This window comes from Streptomyces sp. A1136, assembly GCF_004795055.1.
In the GTDB taxonomy this organism is placed as follows: Bacteria; Actinomycetota; Actinomycetes; order Streptomycetales; family Streptomycetaceae; genus Streptomyces.
Map to the genome: position 1 here is coordinate 25,518 of NZ_SSBJ01000050.1, position 15,982 is coordinate 41,499.

Below are 15,982 nucleotides of genomic sequence, written 5' to 3' on the forward strand. Positions count from 1 at the left end.
GAAGCATTGTCGCGGGAAAGGGGGAGAGTCGCATGCCCGCGTTTTTCCCTGTCGGGCTTTCACCGGTGAGGTCTGGCGGGCTGCCGAAGAGAAATTTACGGATCGTGTTCGACGGCGCCGTGGGCTTTCCGTCCATGCCGTGTAACAGCAAAAGCGGAGGTCAGCGGTCCGCAGGGCGAGCCGCGCCCGGACGCCCACCGCGCCCGGATGCGGGAGGTCGCGCGCAGATGTGCACCGGCGGGGGGTGACATGTCGCTACGCGCGTAGATATGCTCATCTGGTGACCATGCCCACCACCCTCACCGCATTCGCCGACGTGACGACGTCCGACAGTGCGCTGCGCCGCTTCCTGCACGGGCTGCCCGGCGTAGACGCAGTCGGACTGGAGGCCCGCGCGGCCTCCCTCGGCACCCGCTCGATCAAGACGACGGCCAAGGCGTACGCCATCGACCTGGCCATCTCGATGATCGACCTGACCACGCTTGAGGGTGCGGACACCCCGGGCAAGGTGCGGGCGCTCTCCGCCAAGGCCGTCAACCCCGACCCCACCGACCGCACGACGCCCAAGACCGCCGCGGTCTGCGTCTACCCGGACATGGTGGCCACCGCCAAGGCCGCGCTGAACGGCGCCGACGTCAAGGTGGCCTCCGTCGCGACCGCCTTCCCGGCCGGCCGTGCCGCGCTGCCCGTCAAGCTCGCGGACACCCGTGACGCCGTCGCCGCGGGCGCCGACGAGATCGACATGGTCATCGACCGTGGCGCCTTCCTCGCCGGCCGCTACCTGGAGACGTACGAGCTGATCAAGGCCGTCAAGGAGGCGTGCGTACGTCCCGACGGGACCGAGGCGCGCCTCAAGGTGATCTTCGAGACCGGCGAGCTCTCCACGTACGACAACATCCGCCGCGCCTCCTGGATCGGCATGATCGCGGGCGCCGACTTCATCAAGACCTCCACCGGCAAGGTCGGCGTCAACGCGACCCCCGCCAACACCCTCCTGATGCTCGAAGCCGTCCGCGACTTCAAGGAGCAGACCGGAATCCAGATCGGTGTGAAGCCGGCCGGCGGCATCCGCACCACCAAGGACGCGATCAAATTCCTGGTCCTGGTCAACGAGACCGCGGGCGAGGACTGGCTGAGCAACCACTGGTTCCGTTTCGGCGCCTCCAGCCTGCTCAACGACCTGCTGATGCAGCGCCAGAAGCTGAGCACCGGGCGCTACTCCGGTCCCGACTACGTGACGGTGGACTGAGACCCTCATGAACAAGCCTTCCCTCTTCGAGTACGCACCGGCTCCCGAGTCCCGCTCGGTCGTCGACATCGCCCCCTCCTACGGGCTCTTCATCGACGGCGAGTTCACCGACGCCGCCGACGGCAAGGTCTTCAAGACCGTCTCGCCGTCGTCCGAGGAAGTCCTCTCCGAGGTCGCCCGGGCCGGCGCCGCCGATGTCGACCGCGCCGTCAAGGCCGCCCGCAAGGCCTTCGAGAAGTGGTCCGCGCTGCCCGGCTCCGAGCGCGCCAAGTACCTCTTCCGCATCGCCCGGATCATCCAGGAGCGCAGCCGCGAGCTGGCCGTCCTGGAGACCCTGGACAACGGCAAGCCGATCAGGGAGACCCGCGACGCGGACCTCCCGCTGGTCGCCGCGCACTTCTTCTACTACGCGGGCTGGGCCGACAAGCTCGACCACGCCGGCTACGGCGCGAACCCGCGCCCGCTGGGCGTGGCCGGTCAGGTCATCCCGTGGAACTTCCCGCTGCTGATGCTGGCCTGGAAGATCGCCCCGGCGCTCGCCACCGGCAACACGGTCGTCCTCAAGCCCGCCGAGACCACCCCGCTGTCCGCCCTGTTCTTCGCGGACATCTGCCGTCAGGCGGGGCTGCCCAAGGGCGTCGTCAACATCCTCCCGGGCTACGGGGACGCGGGCGCGGCGCTCGTCGGGCACTCCGACGTCAACAAGGTCGCCTTCACCGGCTCGACCGCGGTCGGCAAGGCCATCGCCCGCCAGATCGCCGGTACGGACAAGAGGGCCACCCTGGAGCTGGGCGGCAAGGGCGCCAACATCGTCTTCGACGACGCCCCCATCGACCAGGCCGTCGAGGGCATCGTCACCGGCATCTTCTTCAACCAGGGCCAGGTCTGCTGCGCGGGCTCGCGCCTGCTGGTCCAGGAGTCGATCCACGACGAGCTGTTGGACTCCCTCAAGCGCCGGCTGTCCACGCTGCGCCTGGGCGACCCGCTCGACAAGAACACCGACATCGGCGCGATCAACTCCGCCGAGCAGTTGGCCCGGATCACGGCGCTCGCCGAGACCGGTGAGGCCGAGGGTGCCGAGCGCTGGTCCCCGGCGTGCGAGCTGCCGTCGGCCGGTTACTGGTTCGCGCCGACCCTCTTCACCAACGTCACCCAGGCGCACACCGTCGCCCGTGACGAGATCTTCGGCCCGGTGCTGTCCGTGCTGACCTTCCGCACGCCCGACGAGGCCGTCGCGAAGGCCAACAACAGCCAGTACGGCCTGTCCGCCGGCATCTGGACGGAGAAGGGCTCGCGCATCCTCGCGGTCGCGGGCAAGCTCCGGGCCGGTGTGGTGTGGGCCAACACGTTCAACAAGTTCGACCCGACCTCGCCCTTCGGCGGTTACAAGGAGTCGGGCTTCGGCCGCGAAGGCGGCCGCCACGGTCTGGAGGCCTACCTCGATGTCTGAGTCCTCTGTGCGTCTGAACGTCTTCAAGACCTACAAGCTGTACGTCGGGGGCAAGTTCCCCCGCTCCGAGAGCGGCCGGGTGTACGAAGTGACGGACTCGAAGGGCAACTGGCTGGCCAACGCCCCGCTGTCCTCCCGCAAGGACGCGCGTGACGCGGTCGTCGCCGCCCGCAAGGCGTTCGGCGGCTGGGCGGGCGCGACCGCGTACAACCGCGGGCAGGTGCTCTACCGCGTCGCCGAGATGCTGGAGGGGCGCCGGGAGCAGTTCGTCCGCGAGGTCGGCGAGGCCGAGGGGCTGTCCAAGTCCAAGGCGGCGGCCGTCGTGGACGCGGCCGTCGACCGGTGGGTCTGGTACGCGGGCTGGACCGACAAGATCGGCCAGGTCGTGGGCGCGGCCAACCCCGTCGCGGGCCCGTACTTCAACCTCTCCACCCCGGAGCCGACCGGTGTCGTCACCGTCGTGGCCCCGCAGGACTCGTCGTTCCTCGGCCTGGTCTCGGTGATCGCCCCGGTCATCGCGACGGGCAACACGGTCGTCGTGATCGCCTCGGAGAAGTCGCCCCTGCCCGCCCTCTCGCTGGGCGAGGTGCTGGCCACCTCCGACCTGCCGGGCGGTGTGGTCAACATCCTGTCCGGCAAGGCCGCCGAGATGGGTCCGCACCTGGCGTCCCACCAGGACGTCAACGCGATCGACCTGGCGGGCGCCGACGCGGCGCTGGCCAAGGAGCTGGAGATCGCCGCGGCCGACAACCTCAAGCGCGTTCTGCGTCCACAGCCTGTGGACGACTGGAGCGCCGACCCGGGTACGTCCCGCATGACGGCGTTCCTGGAGACCAAGACGGTCTGGCACCCCACGGGTTCGCTGGGCGCGTCCGGCTCGTCCTACTAGTCCCACAGGACGGCCCGCGAAACCGGCCCCGGCAGCGCCCCCCCCCCGCGCTGTCGGGGCCTTCGGCGTCGTGGGACCGCCCGCGGTTACTTCCCGGCGGGCAGCAGCGGGCCGAGGAGCGAGCTCGCGGCGGCGGTGGGCAGTTCGCCGACCGAGGGGCCCTGGGTCAGGACGCCGGTCACCATGGTGGTGCCGACCGCCGGGAAGTCCGCGACCTTCGTACCCACGCCGTTGTCGAGGGGGTCCACCCCGGTGTGGGCCAGCGGGTTCACCTTGAGGTTCGCGATCGGGTCGGTGACACCGGCCAGGGCCGCCGGGACGGAGAGTTCGCCCGCCTGCGCGCCGCCGGCGGCCATCGCCAGGGCCGCACCGGCCATCGAGAGGGTGAGGCCGGCGGTACGGAGGGTGCCGGTGCCGGGGGCTGCGTGACGTGCCATGAGGTTCCCGCCTGTGGTCGTAGTCGCGTGCGCACGCAGCGTAGTGGAGGTCGGGGCGCGGTTTCCAACCGGCCGTGCGGTGCGGGCGGATGTGAGAGTGCTCGCAGGACGCGTCACGGATGTACCCATAGGGGTCGTCATGCCTCACACTGGTGACCCGTGAGCTCCTCCTCCCCCCTTCCCACGCGCGTCGTCCTGCTGACCGGGCCCTCGGGCTCCGGCAAGTCCTCGCTCGCGGCCCGCTCGGGCCTGCCCGTGCTGCGCCTGGACGACTTCTACAAGGAGGGCGACGACCCGACCCTGCCGCTGGTCGAGGGCAGCTCGGACATCGACTGGGACTCGCCGCTGTCGTGGGACGCCGACGCGGCGGTCGCCGCGATCGCGGAACTGTGCGCGGCGGGGCGGACCGAGGTGCCGGTGTACTCCATCGCGACGTCCTCGCGGACGGGTTCGGAGACGCTGGACATAGCCCGCACCCCGCTGTTCATCGCGGAGGGGATCTTCGCCGCCGACATCGTGGCCCGGTGCCAGGAGCTGGGGCTGCTCGCGGACGCGATCTGCCTGCGGGGGCGTCCGTCGACCACCTTCCGCCGGCGGCTGGCGCGCGACCTGCGCGAGGGGCGCAAGTCGGTGCCGTTCCTGCTGCGCAGGGGCTGGCGGCTGATGCGGGCGGAGCGGGGGATCGTGGCGCGGCACACGGCGCTGGGCGCGTACCCGTGTGCGCGGGACGAAGCCCTGGGCCGCCTGGCCGCCTGCGCGGCCGGCCGCCACCGCACCCCCACCCCGGCCTGACCCCACCCCACCACCGCTTCCCGACTCCGCGGCGGTGCGCTCGGCCGCGCCGACCACCCTGCGGGTGCGCGCTTGCGCCGGGTGTCCTCCGGCGCCGGGGCGGGGCATGCGAAAAGGCGGGATCATGCGGACCCCCGGCCGCTTGATCCCGCCTTTCCCCCCCGCGGCCCCCGCCCACCCCCGTGGGACGGGCCCCCCTGGCCCGATGGTCTTCGTCAGGCGACGAGTTCCCCGAAGGACTCCGCCTCGTCCCGGCCGAAGCTCAGGACGTCGTCCTCGCGCAGCCGCCGCAGCGACCGCCAGATGCTGGACTTCACCGTGCCGACGCTGATGCCCAGGATCTCCGCGATCTCCGGGTCCGTGCGGCCCTCGTAGTAGCGCAGCACCAGCATCGTCCGCTGCGGCTCCGGAATCTTGGCCAACGCCTGCCACAGCACCGCCCGAAGCTCCGTACCGCGCATCGCGTCCGTGTCGGAGGCCGTCTCCGGCAGCTCCTCGGTCGGGTACTCGTTCAGCTTCCGCCGACGCCACGCGCTGATGTGCAGGTTCGTCATCGTGCGCCGCAGGTACCCGCCGACCGCCGCCTTGTCGCTGATCCGGTCCCACGCCCGGTACGTCGAGAACAGCGCGCTCTGGAGCAGGTCCTCCGCCTCGTACCGGTCGCCGGTGAGGTGGAACGCCGTCGCGAACAGCGCGGCCCGGCGTTCCTGCACGTACGCCGTGAATTCCGCCTCCGAGGCGGAAGGAAGTCGCGGGGCGGGAACCGCCTGGTACGTGTTCGCGTCAATGGCTACAGGATGCGTCGGCCGCTGACGGGCGACCGTCGCCGTACGGACACCCGCCCGGCGGTTCGCATCGTGCAGCCGCGTGACAACCGCGCTGGTCGTGGTGCTGTGCAGCGTGTTCATCTCGCGCCCCCCGTCGTGGAGTCTGCTTCGGTCCGTCTCTGGTAGAAGCCTGCCCCCGCGACTTAACCGGGGTGTCCTGCGACTGTCACAGCCCTGTCACAGCGGCCCGCCGTCGCATCCGCGTGCGACGGACGGTCGAGTCCCGACGGCCGATGGGACAGAATGAGCCCGTGCCTTTCCTGTTGCTGATCGAGGACGACGACGCCATCCGCACGGCCCTCGAACTCTCCCTGTCACGCCAGGGCCACCGTGTGGCCACCGCGGCGACGGGCGAGGACGGCCTGAAACTGCTGCGCGAGCAGCGGCCGGACCTGATCGTGCTGGACGTGATGCTGCCCGGGATCGACGGCTTCGAGGTGTGCCGGCGCATCCGGCGCACCGACCAGCTGCCGATCATCTTGCTGACCGCGCGCAGCGACGACATCGACGTGGTGGTCGGGCTGGAGTCCGGAGCCGATGACTACGTTGTCAAACCCGTCCAGGGCCGCGTGCTGGACGCCCGCATCCGCGCCGTGCTGCGTCGCGGCGAACGCGAGGCCAGCGACTCCGCCGTGTTCGGGTCCCTGGTCATCGACCGCGCCGCCATGACGGTGACCAAGAACGGCGAGGACCTCCAACTCACCCCGACCGAGCTGCGCCTGCTGCTGGAGCTCAGCCGCAGGCCCGGCCAGGCGCTGTCGCGGCAGCAGTTGCTGCGCCTCGTCTGGGAGCACGACTACCTCGGTGACTCGCGGCTCGTGGACGCCTGCGTGCAGCGGCTGCGGGCCAAGGTCGAGGAAGTCCCGTCCTCGCCCACCCTGATCCGTACGGTCCGGGGTGTCGGCTACCGCCTGGACTCCCCGCAGTGACCAAGCGGTTCCTGGGCGGCCTGTTCGCGGGACGGCGCTGGACGAGTCTGCGGCTGCGGCTCCTCGTGGTGTTCGCCCTCGTCGCGCTGACGGCCGCCGTGTCCGCGTCGGGGATCGCCTACTGGCTCAACCGCGAGGCGGTGCTCACCCGTACCCAGGACGCGGCGCTCGGCGACTTCCGTCAGGAGATGCAGAACCGCGCCGCGGCGCTGCCCGCCGATCCGACGCCCGAGGAGCTCCAGCGCACCGCCGAGCTGATGGCGGGCAGCAGCCCCGGGTACAGCGTGCTGCTCGTGGACGAACTCAAGGACGGACGCAAGGTGTTCGGGGCGGCCGGCCCCGACTCCTTCGGGCTGAACGACGTACCCAAGTCCCTCCAGCACGCGGTGAACGACCAGCAGAAGACGACGGCCGCCAATGACGCCCAGTACCACATGTACTGGCAGCGGACGAAGCCGCGCGGCAACCCGTACCTGGTGGGCGGGACGCGGATCGTGGGCGGCGGCCCGACGGGATACATGTACAAGTCGCTCGCGCAGGAACGCGACGACCTCAACGCGCTCGGCTGGTCCCTGACCATCGCCACCGGCCTCGCGCTGCTCGGCTCCGCGCTGCTGGCGCAGGCCGCCGCCCGGACCGTGCTCAAGCCCGTGCAGCGCCTCGGCGACGCGGCGCGACGGCTCGGGGAGGGCGAACTCGACCACCGGCTCGACGTGTCGGGGACCGACGAGCTCGCGGATCTGTCGCACACCTTCAACAAGACGGCGGAGGCGCTGGAGAAGAAGGTCGCGGACATGAGCGCGCGGGAGGAGGCCAGCCGACGTTTCGTCGCGGACATGTCGCACGAACTGCGCACGCCGCTGACGGCGTTGACGGCGGTCGCGGAGGTGTTGGAGGAAGAGGTCGACGACCTCGACCCGATGATCGCACCGGCGGTGGCGCTGGTGGTGAGCGAGACCCGGCGGCTGAACGACCTGGTGGAGAACCTGATGGAGGTCACCCGCTTCGACGCCGGGACCGCGCGACTGGTCCTGGACGACGTGGACGTCGCCGACCAGGTCACGGCCTGCATCGACGCACGGGCGTGGCTCGACGCCGTCGAACTCGACGCGGAGCGCGGGATCGTGGTGCGGCTCGACCCGCGGCGGCTCGACGTGATCCTGGCCAACCTCATCGGCAACGCGCTCAAGCACGGCGGCTCGCCCGTGCGGGTGTCGGTGCGGGTGGAGGGGGAGTGGCTGCTCATCGTGGTCAAGGACAACGGGCCGGGCATCCCGGAGGAAGTGCTGCCGCACGTCTTCGACCGGTTCTACAAGGCGAGCGCGTCCCGGCCGAAGTCGGACGGGAGCGGGCTGGGGCTGTCCATCGCGATGGAGAACGCGCACATCCACGGCGGCGACATCACGGCCGCCAACGGGGCCGAGGGCGGGGCGCTGTTCACGCTGCGGCTGCCGGTGGACGTGGGAAAGGTGATCGCCGGTGAGGCGTAGGGCGGGGCGCGTGGCGGGGGCACTGCTGCTGGTGACGGTGACGGCGGTGACGTCGGGGTGTGGGATCCGGGCGACGACGGTGCCGGTGGACGTGGGCCCGGCGCCCTCGCGGGTGTCGTGCGACACCCCGGCGCCGCCGAACGGGCAGCAGCCGAGCGGGGTGCCGGGGTTCCGGGCGACGGTGGAACTGGTGTGCGGGTCGCAGCTCGTGGGCGTGGAGCGGGTCGTCCCGGTGCCCGAGAAGCGGCCGGCGCGCGATCCCGTGGTGCTGGCGGCCCAGGCGCTGCTGGAGGCGCTGGAACGGGAGCCGTCGGCGGAGGAACGGGACGCCGGGTTCACGACCGGGGTCCCGGCCGGGCTGGCGGCGGCGCCGACGCGGGCGGGTGACCCGGCGGGGACGGTCAGGTTGAGCCGGAAGCCGGAGGACCTGCCGCCGGTCGCGCTGTCGCAGATCGTGTGCACGCTCTCGGAGAGCGAGGCGGTGTCGGCGGGCCCGGGGCCGGTGGTGCTGGGCGGTCCGGACGCCGATCCGCCGCGGACGTGGGAGTGCAGCGAGGCCGTCCGCTCGCGGCCCGAGTCGGTACCGACGCTGGGCGACGTGGTCCGCCCGTCGCCTTCCTGACGCGCCGTTCCCGCGGCGGTCCGGCCCGCCGCCCCGAACCCTCCGACCGCCCCGCCGCGTCCCGGGGCCCGACGAGGCTGGGTCTTCCGGCCCTGTCGCCGGCCGACCGCGGCCGGGGCCCGGGGTCAGGCCCCGGGACCCGCGGCCCGGACGTGTTGCCGGAGGGCGACTGCCAGGCGGTCGCGGGCGTCGGTCTGGGCGGCGATGCGTTCGTCCAGGACCGCCGGCCGATCGCGACGACGTGGGCGCCCTCGGCGGCGAAGGCGCGGGCGGTCGCCCGCCGATGCCGGTACCCGCTCCGGTGACGACGACGGTCCTGCGGCTCTGCGGTGCGGCGCTCTTCATGCCCGTCATCGCGCGGCCCCTGCCGCCAACGGCCAGGTCGACCCCGGGCGGGCGGGGAACCCGGGACGGACGGCGACGGCCCCCCGGGCCGGGGAGGCGCGGGGGGCCGGATGGGCGTACGGGGACTGCCGGGGCGCCCGGGGGTCGGGCGCGCCGGACGGGTCAGATGCCCATGGCCGCCGAGAGGTCCTTCTTGATCGCGTCCAGGATCTCCTGGCCGCGGGTGCGTGCCGCGGAGAGGTCGGAGGCCTCGGCCACCGGGACCACCACCTCCAGGTAGCACTTCAGCTTGGGCTCCGTGCCGGACGGGCGGACGATCACCCGGGCCTTGTAGTCGCCCTCCAGGTAGTAGCGCAGGCCGTCCGTCGGCGGGAGGGACTCCGTCCCCCGGCTCAGGTCCTCCGCCGAGACGACCCGCAGGCCCGCCGGCGACACCGGCGGGCGCGCCCGCAGCGCCGCCATCGCCGAGGTGATGACCGACAGGTCCGAGACCCGGACGGACAGCTGGTCGGTGACGTGCAGGCCGTGGGCCATCGCCAGGTCGTCCAGCAGGTCGGTCAGGGTGCGGCCCTGCTCCTTGAGTTCCGAGGCCAGTTCGGCGACGAGGAGCGCGGCCGTGATGCCGTCCTTGTCACGGACGCCCTCGGGGTCGACGCAGTAGCCGAGCGCCTCCTCGTAGCCGTAGCGCAGGCCCTCGACACGGGAGATCCACTTGAAGCCGGTCAGGGTCTCCTCGTACGGGAGGCCCGCCGCGTCCGCGATCCGGCCCAGGAGGCTGGAGGAGACGATGGACTCGGCGAAGACGCCCCGGGCGCCCTTGTGCACCAGGTGCGCCGCCAGCAGCGCGCCCACCTCGTCGCCGCGCAGCATCCGCCAGCCGCCGTCCGCGCCGCCCTCGGTGGGCACCGCCACCGCGCAGCGGTCCGCGTCCGGGTCGTTGGCGATCACGATGTCCGGGTGGGCCTCGGCTGCCGTCGCGAAGGCCAGGTCCATCGCCCCCGGCTCCTCCGGGTTCGGGAAGGCGACCGTCGGGAAGGCCGGGTCCGGCTCCGCCTGCTCGGCCACCAGCACCGGGGCGGGGAAACCGTGGCGGGCGAAGGCGGCCGTCACGACGTCCTTGCCGACGCCGTGCATGGCCGTGTAGACGGTCCGCACACCCCGGGGGGAGCCGGGCGTCAGGACCGCGTCGGTACGCGCCAGGTAGGCTTCCAGGACCTCGTCACCGAGGTCCTCCCAGCCGGACTCGGGGCGCGGCACGGAGTCGAGGGTGGTGATCCGCCCGATCTCCGCCGCGATCTCGGCGTCCGCCGGGGAGACGATCTGGGAGCCGTCGCCGAGGTAGACCTTGTAGCCGTTGTCCCGGGGCGGGTTGTGGCTCGCGGTCACCTCGACGCCGGCGACGGCGCCCAGGTGCCTTATGGCGTACGCGAGGACGGGCGTCGGCAGGGGGCGGGGCAGGACGGCCGCGCGCAGCCCGGCGCCGGTCATGACCGCGGCGGTGTCGCGGGCGAAGTCCGCCGACTTGTAGCGCGCGTCGTAGCCGACGACGACGAGGCCGCCGGCGTGGCCCCGGGCCTTGAGGTAGGCCGCGAGGCCCGCCGCGGCCCGGATGACCACGGCACGGTTCATCCGCATCGGGCCCGCGCCGAGCTCACCGCGCAGTCCGGCGGTGCCGAACTGCAGCATTCCGGAGAAGCGGTCCGCGAGGCCCGCCGTGTCGCCGGCCTCGATGAGCTCGGCCAGTTCGGCCGCCGTCTCCGGGTCCGGGTCCTCGGCCAGCCAGGCCCGGGCCCGGGTGATCAGGTCGTCCTGCACTTCCTGCACTACTTCCGCCTTACCTCTCGTACCTCTTGGGGCCTCTCGGACGGTGACTCAGATACGGGCGAGGACCTGGGTCAGCAGCTTGCCCATGCGCGAGGCCGAGTCACGGCCGGCCTGGAGCACTTCTTCGTGGTTCAGCGGCTCGCCGGACAGGCCCGCCGCCAGGTTGGTGACCAGGGAGATGCCGAGCACCTCGGCGCCGGCCTCGCGGGCGGCGATGGCCTCCAGGACGGTGGACATGCCGACCAGGTCGGCGCCCATGACGCGGATCATGTTGATCTCGGCCGGGGTCTCGTAGTGCGGGCCGGGGAACTGGACGTAGACGCCTTCTTCGAGGGTCTCGTCGATCTCCTTGCACAGCGCGCGCAGGCGCGGCGAGTAGAGGTCGGTGAGGTCCACGAAGTTCGCGCCGACGATCGGCGAGGTGGCCGTCAGGTTGAGGTGGTCGCTGATGAGGACCGGCTGGCCGGGCTTCATGCCCTCGCGCAGACCGCCGCAGCCGTTGGTCAGCACGACGGTCTTGCAACCGGCGGCGACGGCGGTGCGGACGCCGTGGGCTACGGCGGCGACGCCGCGGCCCTCGTAGTAGTGGGTCCGGCCGAGGAAGAGCAGCGCGCGCTTGTCGCCGATCTTGTACGAGCGGATCTTGCCGCCGTGGCCCTCGACCGCGGGGGGCGGGAATCCGGGCAGCTCGGTGACGGGGAACTCGGCCTCGGGCGCACCGAGCGCCTCTGCGGCGGGGGCCCAACCGGAGCCCATGACGAGGGCGACATCGTGGGTTTCGGCGCCGGTCAGCTCGCGCAGGCGGGCGGCCGCGGCGGTGGCGTCGGCGAAGGGGTCGGTAACAGATGCGTTCACGCTGACGAGCGTAACCGCTCCTGGCCTACGCGCGTAGATGGCACAGCTCACGGTGTTCGGATCGTTGCCTTGTCGTTTCCGCCGAATCGTCCCCGGGGGGCGAAACCGGCTCCACCGGCGTTCGAGCGGGGGCGCCCCTCGGCCTCCTTCGGAGGCCGGCCGCGGAGCGGCCCGGGGTCGCCCCGACGCGGCACGAAGGGCCCCTGGGGCTCCGCCCCGGCCCCTCCGCCGCGGCGTCCACCCGGTCCGGCGGCCCGAGGGCCTCGGGGCGGCCGGAGGCCGGTGGCGGTGTGGGTCCGCCCGCGGTCCGGAGCGGGGGGCAGTGCGGGGCGCGCCCCGCCCGGGCCGGGCGGGGCTCAGCAGGGGCGCTTGCGGAGTTCCATGACGTAGTCGTGCGGGGCGCCGGCGGACTCGGCCGCGTCCGCGATCTCGCCCAGGTAGCGCGCGGAGGGCAGGCCGCCCTCGTAGCCGTTCAGGACGTACACCCAGGCGGCTTCCTCGCCGTCCAGGGTGTGCACCCGGATGCGCATCCGGCGGTAGATGTCGAGCCCGACGCCCTCCCACCGGTCCATCGAGTCCTCGTCGAGCGGCGCGATGTCGTACAGGGCGACGAAGACCTGCTGGCGCGGCGCCTCGACGATCGTCGCCAGCGCCCCTTCCCAGCCCATCTGCTCGCCGCCGAAAGTCAGCCGCCAGTCGTTGATCCAGCCCGTGCCGCGCAGCGGCGAATGCGGAGCGCGGCGCGTCATCAGCCGCGGGTCGAGGTTGCCGGCGTACGCGGCGTAGAGCGACATGAGGTCGAGGGTACGGGAGGGGCGGCCCGGGCGGCGTGCCCGGATGGTCGGGGCGGGGACGACCCGGGGCGACCGGATCGGCGGAGGGGATGGCGGGACCGGGCGTGAAGCACCTTGAAGCGTGCGGGACAATGGGGCACGGAATGCATCCCCCGGGGAGACCCCCCGGAAGCCCCGGCCGGGGCGGCAGCCGGCCGGGTAGACCTGAGGCGGAGTTTTCGTGACCCGGATCGTGATCATCGGCGGCGGACCCGGCGGCTATGAGGCGGCCCTCGTAGGCGCCCAGCTCGGCGCGGAGGTGACCGTCGTGGACTGCGACGGGCTCGGCGGCGCCTCGGTACTGACCGACTGCGTGCCCTCCAAGACCCTCATCGCGACCGCCGAGGTCATGACGACCTTCGACTCGTCGTACGAGGAGCTCGGCATCGTCGTCGCGGACGACACCCCGCACATCGAGCAGGCGGCGCGCGTCGTCGGCGTGGACCTCGGCAAGGTGAACCGGCGCGTCAAGCGCCTCGCGCTCGCCCAGTCGCACGACATCACCGCCTCCGTCACCCGTGCGGGCGCACGCGTCATGCGGGGCCGCGGCAAACTCGGCGGCCCGCAGGGCATCGACGGCACCCGTGACGTCATCGTCACCGCGGCCGACGGCACCGAGACGATCCTGACCGCCGACGCGGTACTGATCGCGACCGGCGGCCACCCCCGCGAGATCCCCGACGCGATGCCCGACGGCGAGCGCATCCTGAACTGGACCCAGGTCTACGACCTCGACGAGCTCCCCGAGGAGCTCATCGTGGTCGGTTCCGGTGTGACCGGCGCCGAGTTCGCGGGCGCCTACCAGGCCCTCGGCTCGCGAGTGACGCTGGTGTCGTCCCGCGACCGGGTGCTGCCGGGCGAGGACCCCGACGCCGCCGCCGTCCTGGAGGACGTCTTCCGCCGCCGCGGCATGAACGTCATCGGCCGCTCGCGCGCCGAGTCCGCGAAGCGGGTCGGCGACCGGGTCGAGGTCACCCTCTCCGACGGCCGGGTCATCAGCGGCACGCACTGCCTGATGGCGGTCGGCGCCGTCCCGAACACGCAGGGCATGAACCTGGAGGAGTCCGGGGTCCGGCTCAAGGAGTCCGGGCACATCTGGACCGACAAGGTGTCGCGCACGTCCTCGCCCGGCGTGTACGCCGCCGGTGACGTGACCGGCGTCTTCGCGCTGGCGTCCGTGGCCGCCATGCAGGGCCGGATCGCGATGTACCACTTCCTCGGGGACGCGGTCGCGCCACTGAACCTCAAGACGGTCTCCTCCAACGTCTTCACCGACCCCGAGATCGCGACCGTCGGCTACACCCAGGCCGACGTGGACGCCGGCAAGATCGACGCCCGCGTGGTGAAGCTGCCGCTGCTGCGCAACGCGCGGGCGAAGATGCAGGGCATCCGGGACGGCTTCGTGAAGCTGTTCTGCCGCCCCGGCACCGGGATCGTGGTCGGCGGCGTGGTCGTCGCGCCGCGTGCCAGCGAACTCATCCACCCCATCTCGATCGCCGTGGACAACAACCTGACGGTCGAGCAGATCGCAAACGCGTTCACCGTGTACCCCTCCCTGTCCGGTTCGATCGCCGAGGTGGCGCGCCAGCTGCACACCCGGAAGGTCGCCGGGGAGGCGTAACCGCCGCGAACCGCCCTGTTGCACAAGGGTTTTGGGGCGACGGATGGGGACGCGACCGACTGTTCACGCAACTGTCCGACCGCGTATACCACTTGTCGCCCCACCTTATGGACAACTTCGGTATTCCGGCGGAAGGAGCTGAAAGCAGTCGGTCGCCCGGGTTACTGTCAGTTTCGTGTTCGCTGCAGAACGTCGCCAATTGATCCTCGAAATGGTGCGGGCCAACGGAGCGGTATCGCTCCGTGAGCTCGCCCGCGTCGTCCAGACCTCCGAAGTGACCGTACGGCGGGACGTGCGGGCACTGGAGGCAGAAGGACTCCTCGACCGCCGGCACGGCGGTGCGGTCTTGCCGGGCGGTTTCACGCGGGAGTCCGGCTTTCCGCAAAAGTCCCATCTCGCCACCGCGGAGAAGACGGCCATCGCCGATGTCGCGGCCGGCCTCGTCGAAGAGGGCGAGGCCGTCGTCGTCGGCGCGGGTACCACCACCCAGGAGCTGGCCCGCCGGCTCGCGCGGGTTCCCGGGCTGACCGTGGTCACCAACTCGCTGCTCGTCGCCCAGGCGCTGGCCCATGCCAACCGGGTCGAGGTGGTGATGACCGGCGGCACCTTGCGCGGCTCCAACTACGCGCTCGTCGGCAGCGGTGCCGAGCAGTCCCTTCAGGGGCTGCGGGTGTCGCGGGCCTTCCTGAGCGGCAGCGGTCTGACCGCCGAGCGGGGGCTGTCCACGTCCAACATGCTCTCCGCGAGCGTGGACCGGGCGCTGGTGCAGGCCGCCGCGGAGGTGGTGGTCCTCGCCGACCACACCAAGCTGGGCACCGACACCATGTTCCAGACCGTGCCGACGGACGTCATGACACGGCTGGTCACCGACGAGCCGCCACCGCACGACGACCGGGCCGCCACCGAGCTCCAGGCGCTGGCCGACCAGGGCGTGCAGATCACGGTCGCGGGCGGCGCGGCGGCCTCCGGCGGGGACGGTATGGCGGGGCGGCGGCCCCGGCGGGAGTCGCCCCTGCCGGTACAGCGGCGGGGCGGCCCGACCGCGCAGTTGCGCAGCGCCCCGGCCGGGTTGCTGGAGCAGCAGGCGGGGGAGCGGGGGCGGGTGGCGGACATGCGGCGGCGCTGAGTCCGGGCCTGGCGGGGCCCCGCCCCGCACCCCGCACCCCCGCGCCTCGAACGCCGGCGAGGCCGAATACCCCGGCGGGGCCGGCCTGCCCGCCCGGGCCGCAATCGAGGCAACGCGAAGGCCCCCGCCCGGTTGGGCGGGGGCCTTCGCGTGGGTGGGTCAGTCCTTGATCTCGCAGATCGTGGCGCCCGAGGTGAGGGAGGCGCCGATCTCGGCCGTGAGGCCGACGATCGTGCCGGAGCGGTGCGCGTTCAGCGGCTGCTCCATCTTCATGGCCTCAAGGACGACGATCAGGTCGCCCTCGTTGACCTGCTGGCCCTCCTCGACGGCGACCTTGACGATCGTGCCCTGCATCGGGGACGCCAGGGTGTCGCCCGAGGCGGCCGGCCCGGACTTCTTCGCGGCGCGGCGCTTCGGCTTGGCGCCACCGGCGGCGGCCGTGCGCGCCAGCGTCATGCCCAGCGAGGACGGCAGCGAGACCTCCAGGCGCTTGCCGCCGACCTCGACCACCACCGTCTCGCGGCCCGGCTCCTCGTCGGACTCCTCGGCGGCGGGCGCCGTGAAGGCGGGGATGTCGTTGACGAACTCGGTCTCGATCCAGCGGGTGTGGACCTTGAACGGGGTGCCGTCGGTCGGGGCGAACGCCGGGTCCACCACCACCGCGCGGTGGAACGGGATGGCGGTGGCCATGCC

General features: G+C 72.4%; 15 protein-coding genes. 9 read left to right on the forward strand and 6 right to left on the reverse strand.

Annotated features, from left to right (window positions below; genetic code table 11):
• The first annotated feature begins 280 nt into the window (after window positions 1-280).
• Genes deoC through E6R62_RS32795 form a run of 3 tightly spaced genes read left to right on the forward strand, consistent with a single transcriptional unit; the run spans window position 281 to window position 3,588 of the window.
• Window positions 281-1,249 carry a deoxyribose-phosphate aldolase gene (deoC, locus tag E6R62_RS32785; RefSeq protein WP_136217125.1) on the forward strand — a complete coding sequence of 323 codons (969 nt, stop codon included), beginning with the start codon at window positions 281-283 and terminating at the stop codon, window positions 1,247-1,249.
• A gap of 7 nt (window positions 1,250-1,256) precedes the next feature.
• Window positions 1,257-2,699 (forward strand): aldehyde dehydrogenase family protein, encoded by a 1,443-nt coding sequence (locus tag E6R62_RS32790; protein WP_136217126.1) that lies wholly within the window; start codon window positions 1,257-1,259, stop codon window positions 2,697-2,699.
• Window positions 2,692-3,588: an aldehyde dehydrogenase family protein gene (locus E6R62_RS32795; protein ID WP_136217127.1), complete on the forward strand. Its 897-nt coding sequence runs from the start codon at window positions 2,692-2,694 to the stop codon at window positions 3,586-3,588. Before E6R62_RS32790 ends, E6R62_RS32795 begins: the two co-directional genes overlap by 8 nt.
• 86 nt (window positions 3,589-3,674) lie before the next feature.
• Here the strand turns inward: E6R62_RS32795 and E6R62_RS32800 are convergent, their stop codons facing one another.
• Window positions 3,675-4,025 (reverse strand): hypothetical protein, encoded by a 351-nt coding sequence (locus tag E6R62_RS32800; RefSeq protein ID WP_136217128.1) that lies wholly within the window; start codon window positions 4,023-4,025, stop codon window positions 3,675-3,677.
• A 159-nt stretch (window positions 4,026-4,184) separates the two neighbouring features.
• On the opposite strand from E6R62_RS32800, the gene E6R62_RS32805 reads away from it, so the two are divergent.
• Window positions 4,185-4,817, forward strand: a complete 633-nt coding sequence (locus tag E6R62_RS32805; RefSeq protein ID WP_136217129.1) for a uridine kinase — start codon at window positions 4,185-4,187, stop codon at window positions 4,815-4,817.
• 215 nt (window positions 4,818-5,032) lie between these two features.
• On the opposite strand, the gene E6R62_RS32810 is transcribed toward E6R62_RS32805, so the two are convergent.
• Window positions 5,033-5,725 carry a SigE family RNA polymerase sigma factor gene (locus E6R62_RS32810; protein ID WP_136217130.1) on the reverse strand — a complete coding sequence of 231 codons (693 nt, stop codon included), beginning with the start codon at window positions 5,723-5,725 and terminating at the stop codon, window positions 5,033-5,035.
• A 170-nt stretch (window positions 5,726-5,895) separates the two neighbouring features.
• Here E6R62_RS32810 and afsQ1 point away from each other — a divergent pair, with 170 nt between their 5' ends.
• Genes afsQ1 through E6R62_RS32825 form a run of 3 tightly spaced genes read left to right on the forward strand, consistent with a single transcriptional unit; the run spans window position 5,896 to window position 8,685 of the window.
• On the forward strand, window positions 5,896-6,573 hold the full coding sequence (gene afsQ1, locus E6R62_RS32815) for a two-component system response regulator AfsQ1 (RefSeq protein ID WP_180291024.1): 678 nt from the start codon (window positions 5,896-5,898) through the stop codon (window positions 6,571-6,573).
• Window positions 6,570-8,063, forward strand: a complete 1,494-nt coding sequence (locus E6R62_RS32820; RefSeq protein WP_136217131.1) for a HAMP domain-containing sensor histidine kinase — start codon at window positions 6,570-6,572, stop codon at window positions 8,061-8,063. The genes afsQ1 and E6R62_RS32820 overlap by 4 nt, the downstream gene beginning before the upstream one ends.
• Window positions 8,053-8,685, forward strand: a complete 633-nt coding sequence (locus E6R62_RS32825; RefSeq protein WP_136217132.1) for a hypothetical protein — start codon at window positions 8,053-8,055, stop codon at window positions 8,683-8,685. Before E6R62_RS32820 ends, E6R62_RS32825 begins: the two co-directional genes overlap by 11 nt.
• Window positions 8,686-9,192: 507 nt before the next feature.
• Here the strand turns inward: E6R62_RS32825 and E6R62_RS32835 are convergent.
• From E6R62_RS32835 to E6R62_RS32845, 3 genes are all read right to left on the reverse strand, one after another.
• The gene (locus E6R62_RS32835) at window positions 9,193-10,845 is read right to left on the reverse strand and encodes a phospho-sugar mutase (protein WP_136217141.1); all 1,653 of its coding nucleotides are present in this window, start codon (window positions 10,843-10,845) and stop codon (window positions 9,193-9,195) included.
• A 57-nt stretch (window positions 10,846-10,902) separates the two neighbouring features.
• Window positions 10,903-11,709 carry a purine-nucleoside phosphorylase gene (locus tag E6R62_RS32840; protein WP_136217133.1) on the reverse strand — a complete coding sequence of 269 codons (807 nt, stop codon included), beginning with the start codon at window positions 11,707-11,709 and terminating at the stop codon, window positions 10,903-10,905.
• A 356-nt stretch (window positions 11,710-12,065) separates the two neighbouring features.
• Window positions 12,066-12,503, reverse strand: coding sequence for a gamma-glutamylcyclotransferase (locus tag E6R62_RS32845; RefSeq protein ID WP_136217134.1), 438 nt, complete (start codon window positions 12,501-12,503; stop codon window positions 12,066-12,068).
• Between the two features lie 220 nt (window positions 12,504-12,723).
• Between E6R62_RS32845 and E6R62_RS32850 the strand changes: the two genes are divergently transcribed.
• Together E6R62_RS32850 and E6R62_RS32855 are read left to right on the forward strand one after the other, a co-directional pair.
• Window positions 12,724-14,163, forward strand: a complete 1,440-nt coding sequence (locus tag E6R62_RS32850) for an NAD(P)H-quinone dehydrogenase (RefSeq protein WP_136217135.1) — start codon at window positions 12,724-12,726, stop codon at window positions 14,161-14,163.
• 175 nt (window positions 14,164-14,338) lie between these two features.
• A complete protein-coding gene (locus E6R62_RS32855; protein ID WP_136217136.1) occupies window positions 14,339-15,289 on the forward strand; it encodes a DeoR/GlpR family DNA-binding transcription regulator in 951 nt (316 codons plus the stop codon).
• A gap of 159 nt (window positions 15,290-15,448) precedes the next feature.
• Here the strand turns inward: E6R62_RS32855 and E6R62_RS32860 are convergent.
• Window positions 15,449-15,982 (reverse strand): biotin/lipoyl-containing protein (locus E6R62_RS32860; RefSeq protein WP_136217137.1); only part of this gene is annotated, 534 nt, incomplete at its 5' end.

What these genes read in the sequence shown, in the direction of transcription:
- E6R62_RS32790 (WP_136217126.1), top strand. Translation starts at nt 1,257, where the DNA reads ATGAACAAGCCTTCCCTCTTCGAGTACGCACCGGCTCCCGAGTCCCGC.
- E6R62_RS32795 (WP_136217127.1), top strand. Translation starts at nt 2,692, where the DNA reads ATGTCTGAGTCCTCTGTGCGTCTGAACGTCTTCAAGACCTACAAGCTG.
- E6R62_RS32800 (WP_136217128.1), bottom strand. Translation starts at nt 4,025, where the DNA reads ATGGCACGTCACGCAGCCCCCGGCACCGGCACCCTCCGTACCGCCGGC.
- E6R62_RS32810 (WP_136217130.1), bottom strand. Translation starts at nt 5,725, where the DNA reads ATGAACACGCTGCACAGCACCACGACCAGCGCGGTTGTCACGCGGCTG.
- E6R62_RS32845 (WP_136217134.1), bottom strand. Translation starts at nt 12,503, where the DNA reads ATGTCGCTCTACGCCGCGTACGCCGGCAACCTCGACCCGCGGCTGATG.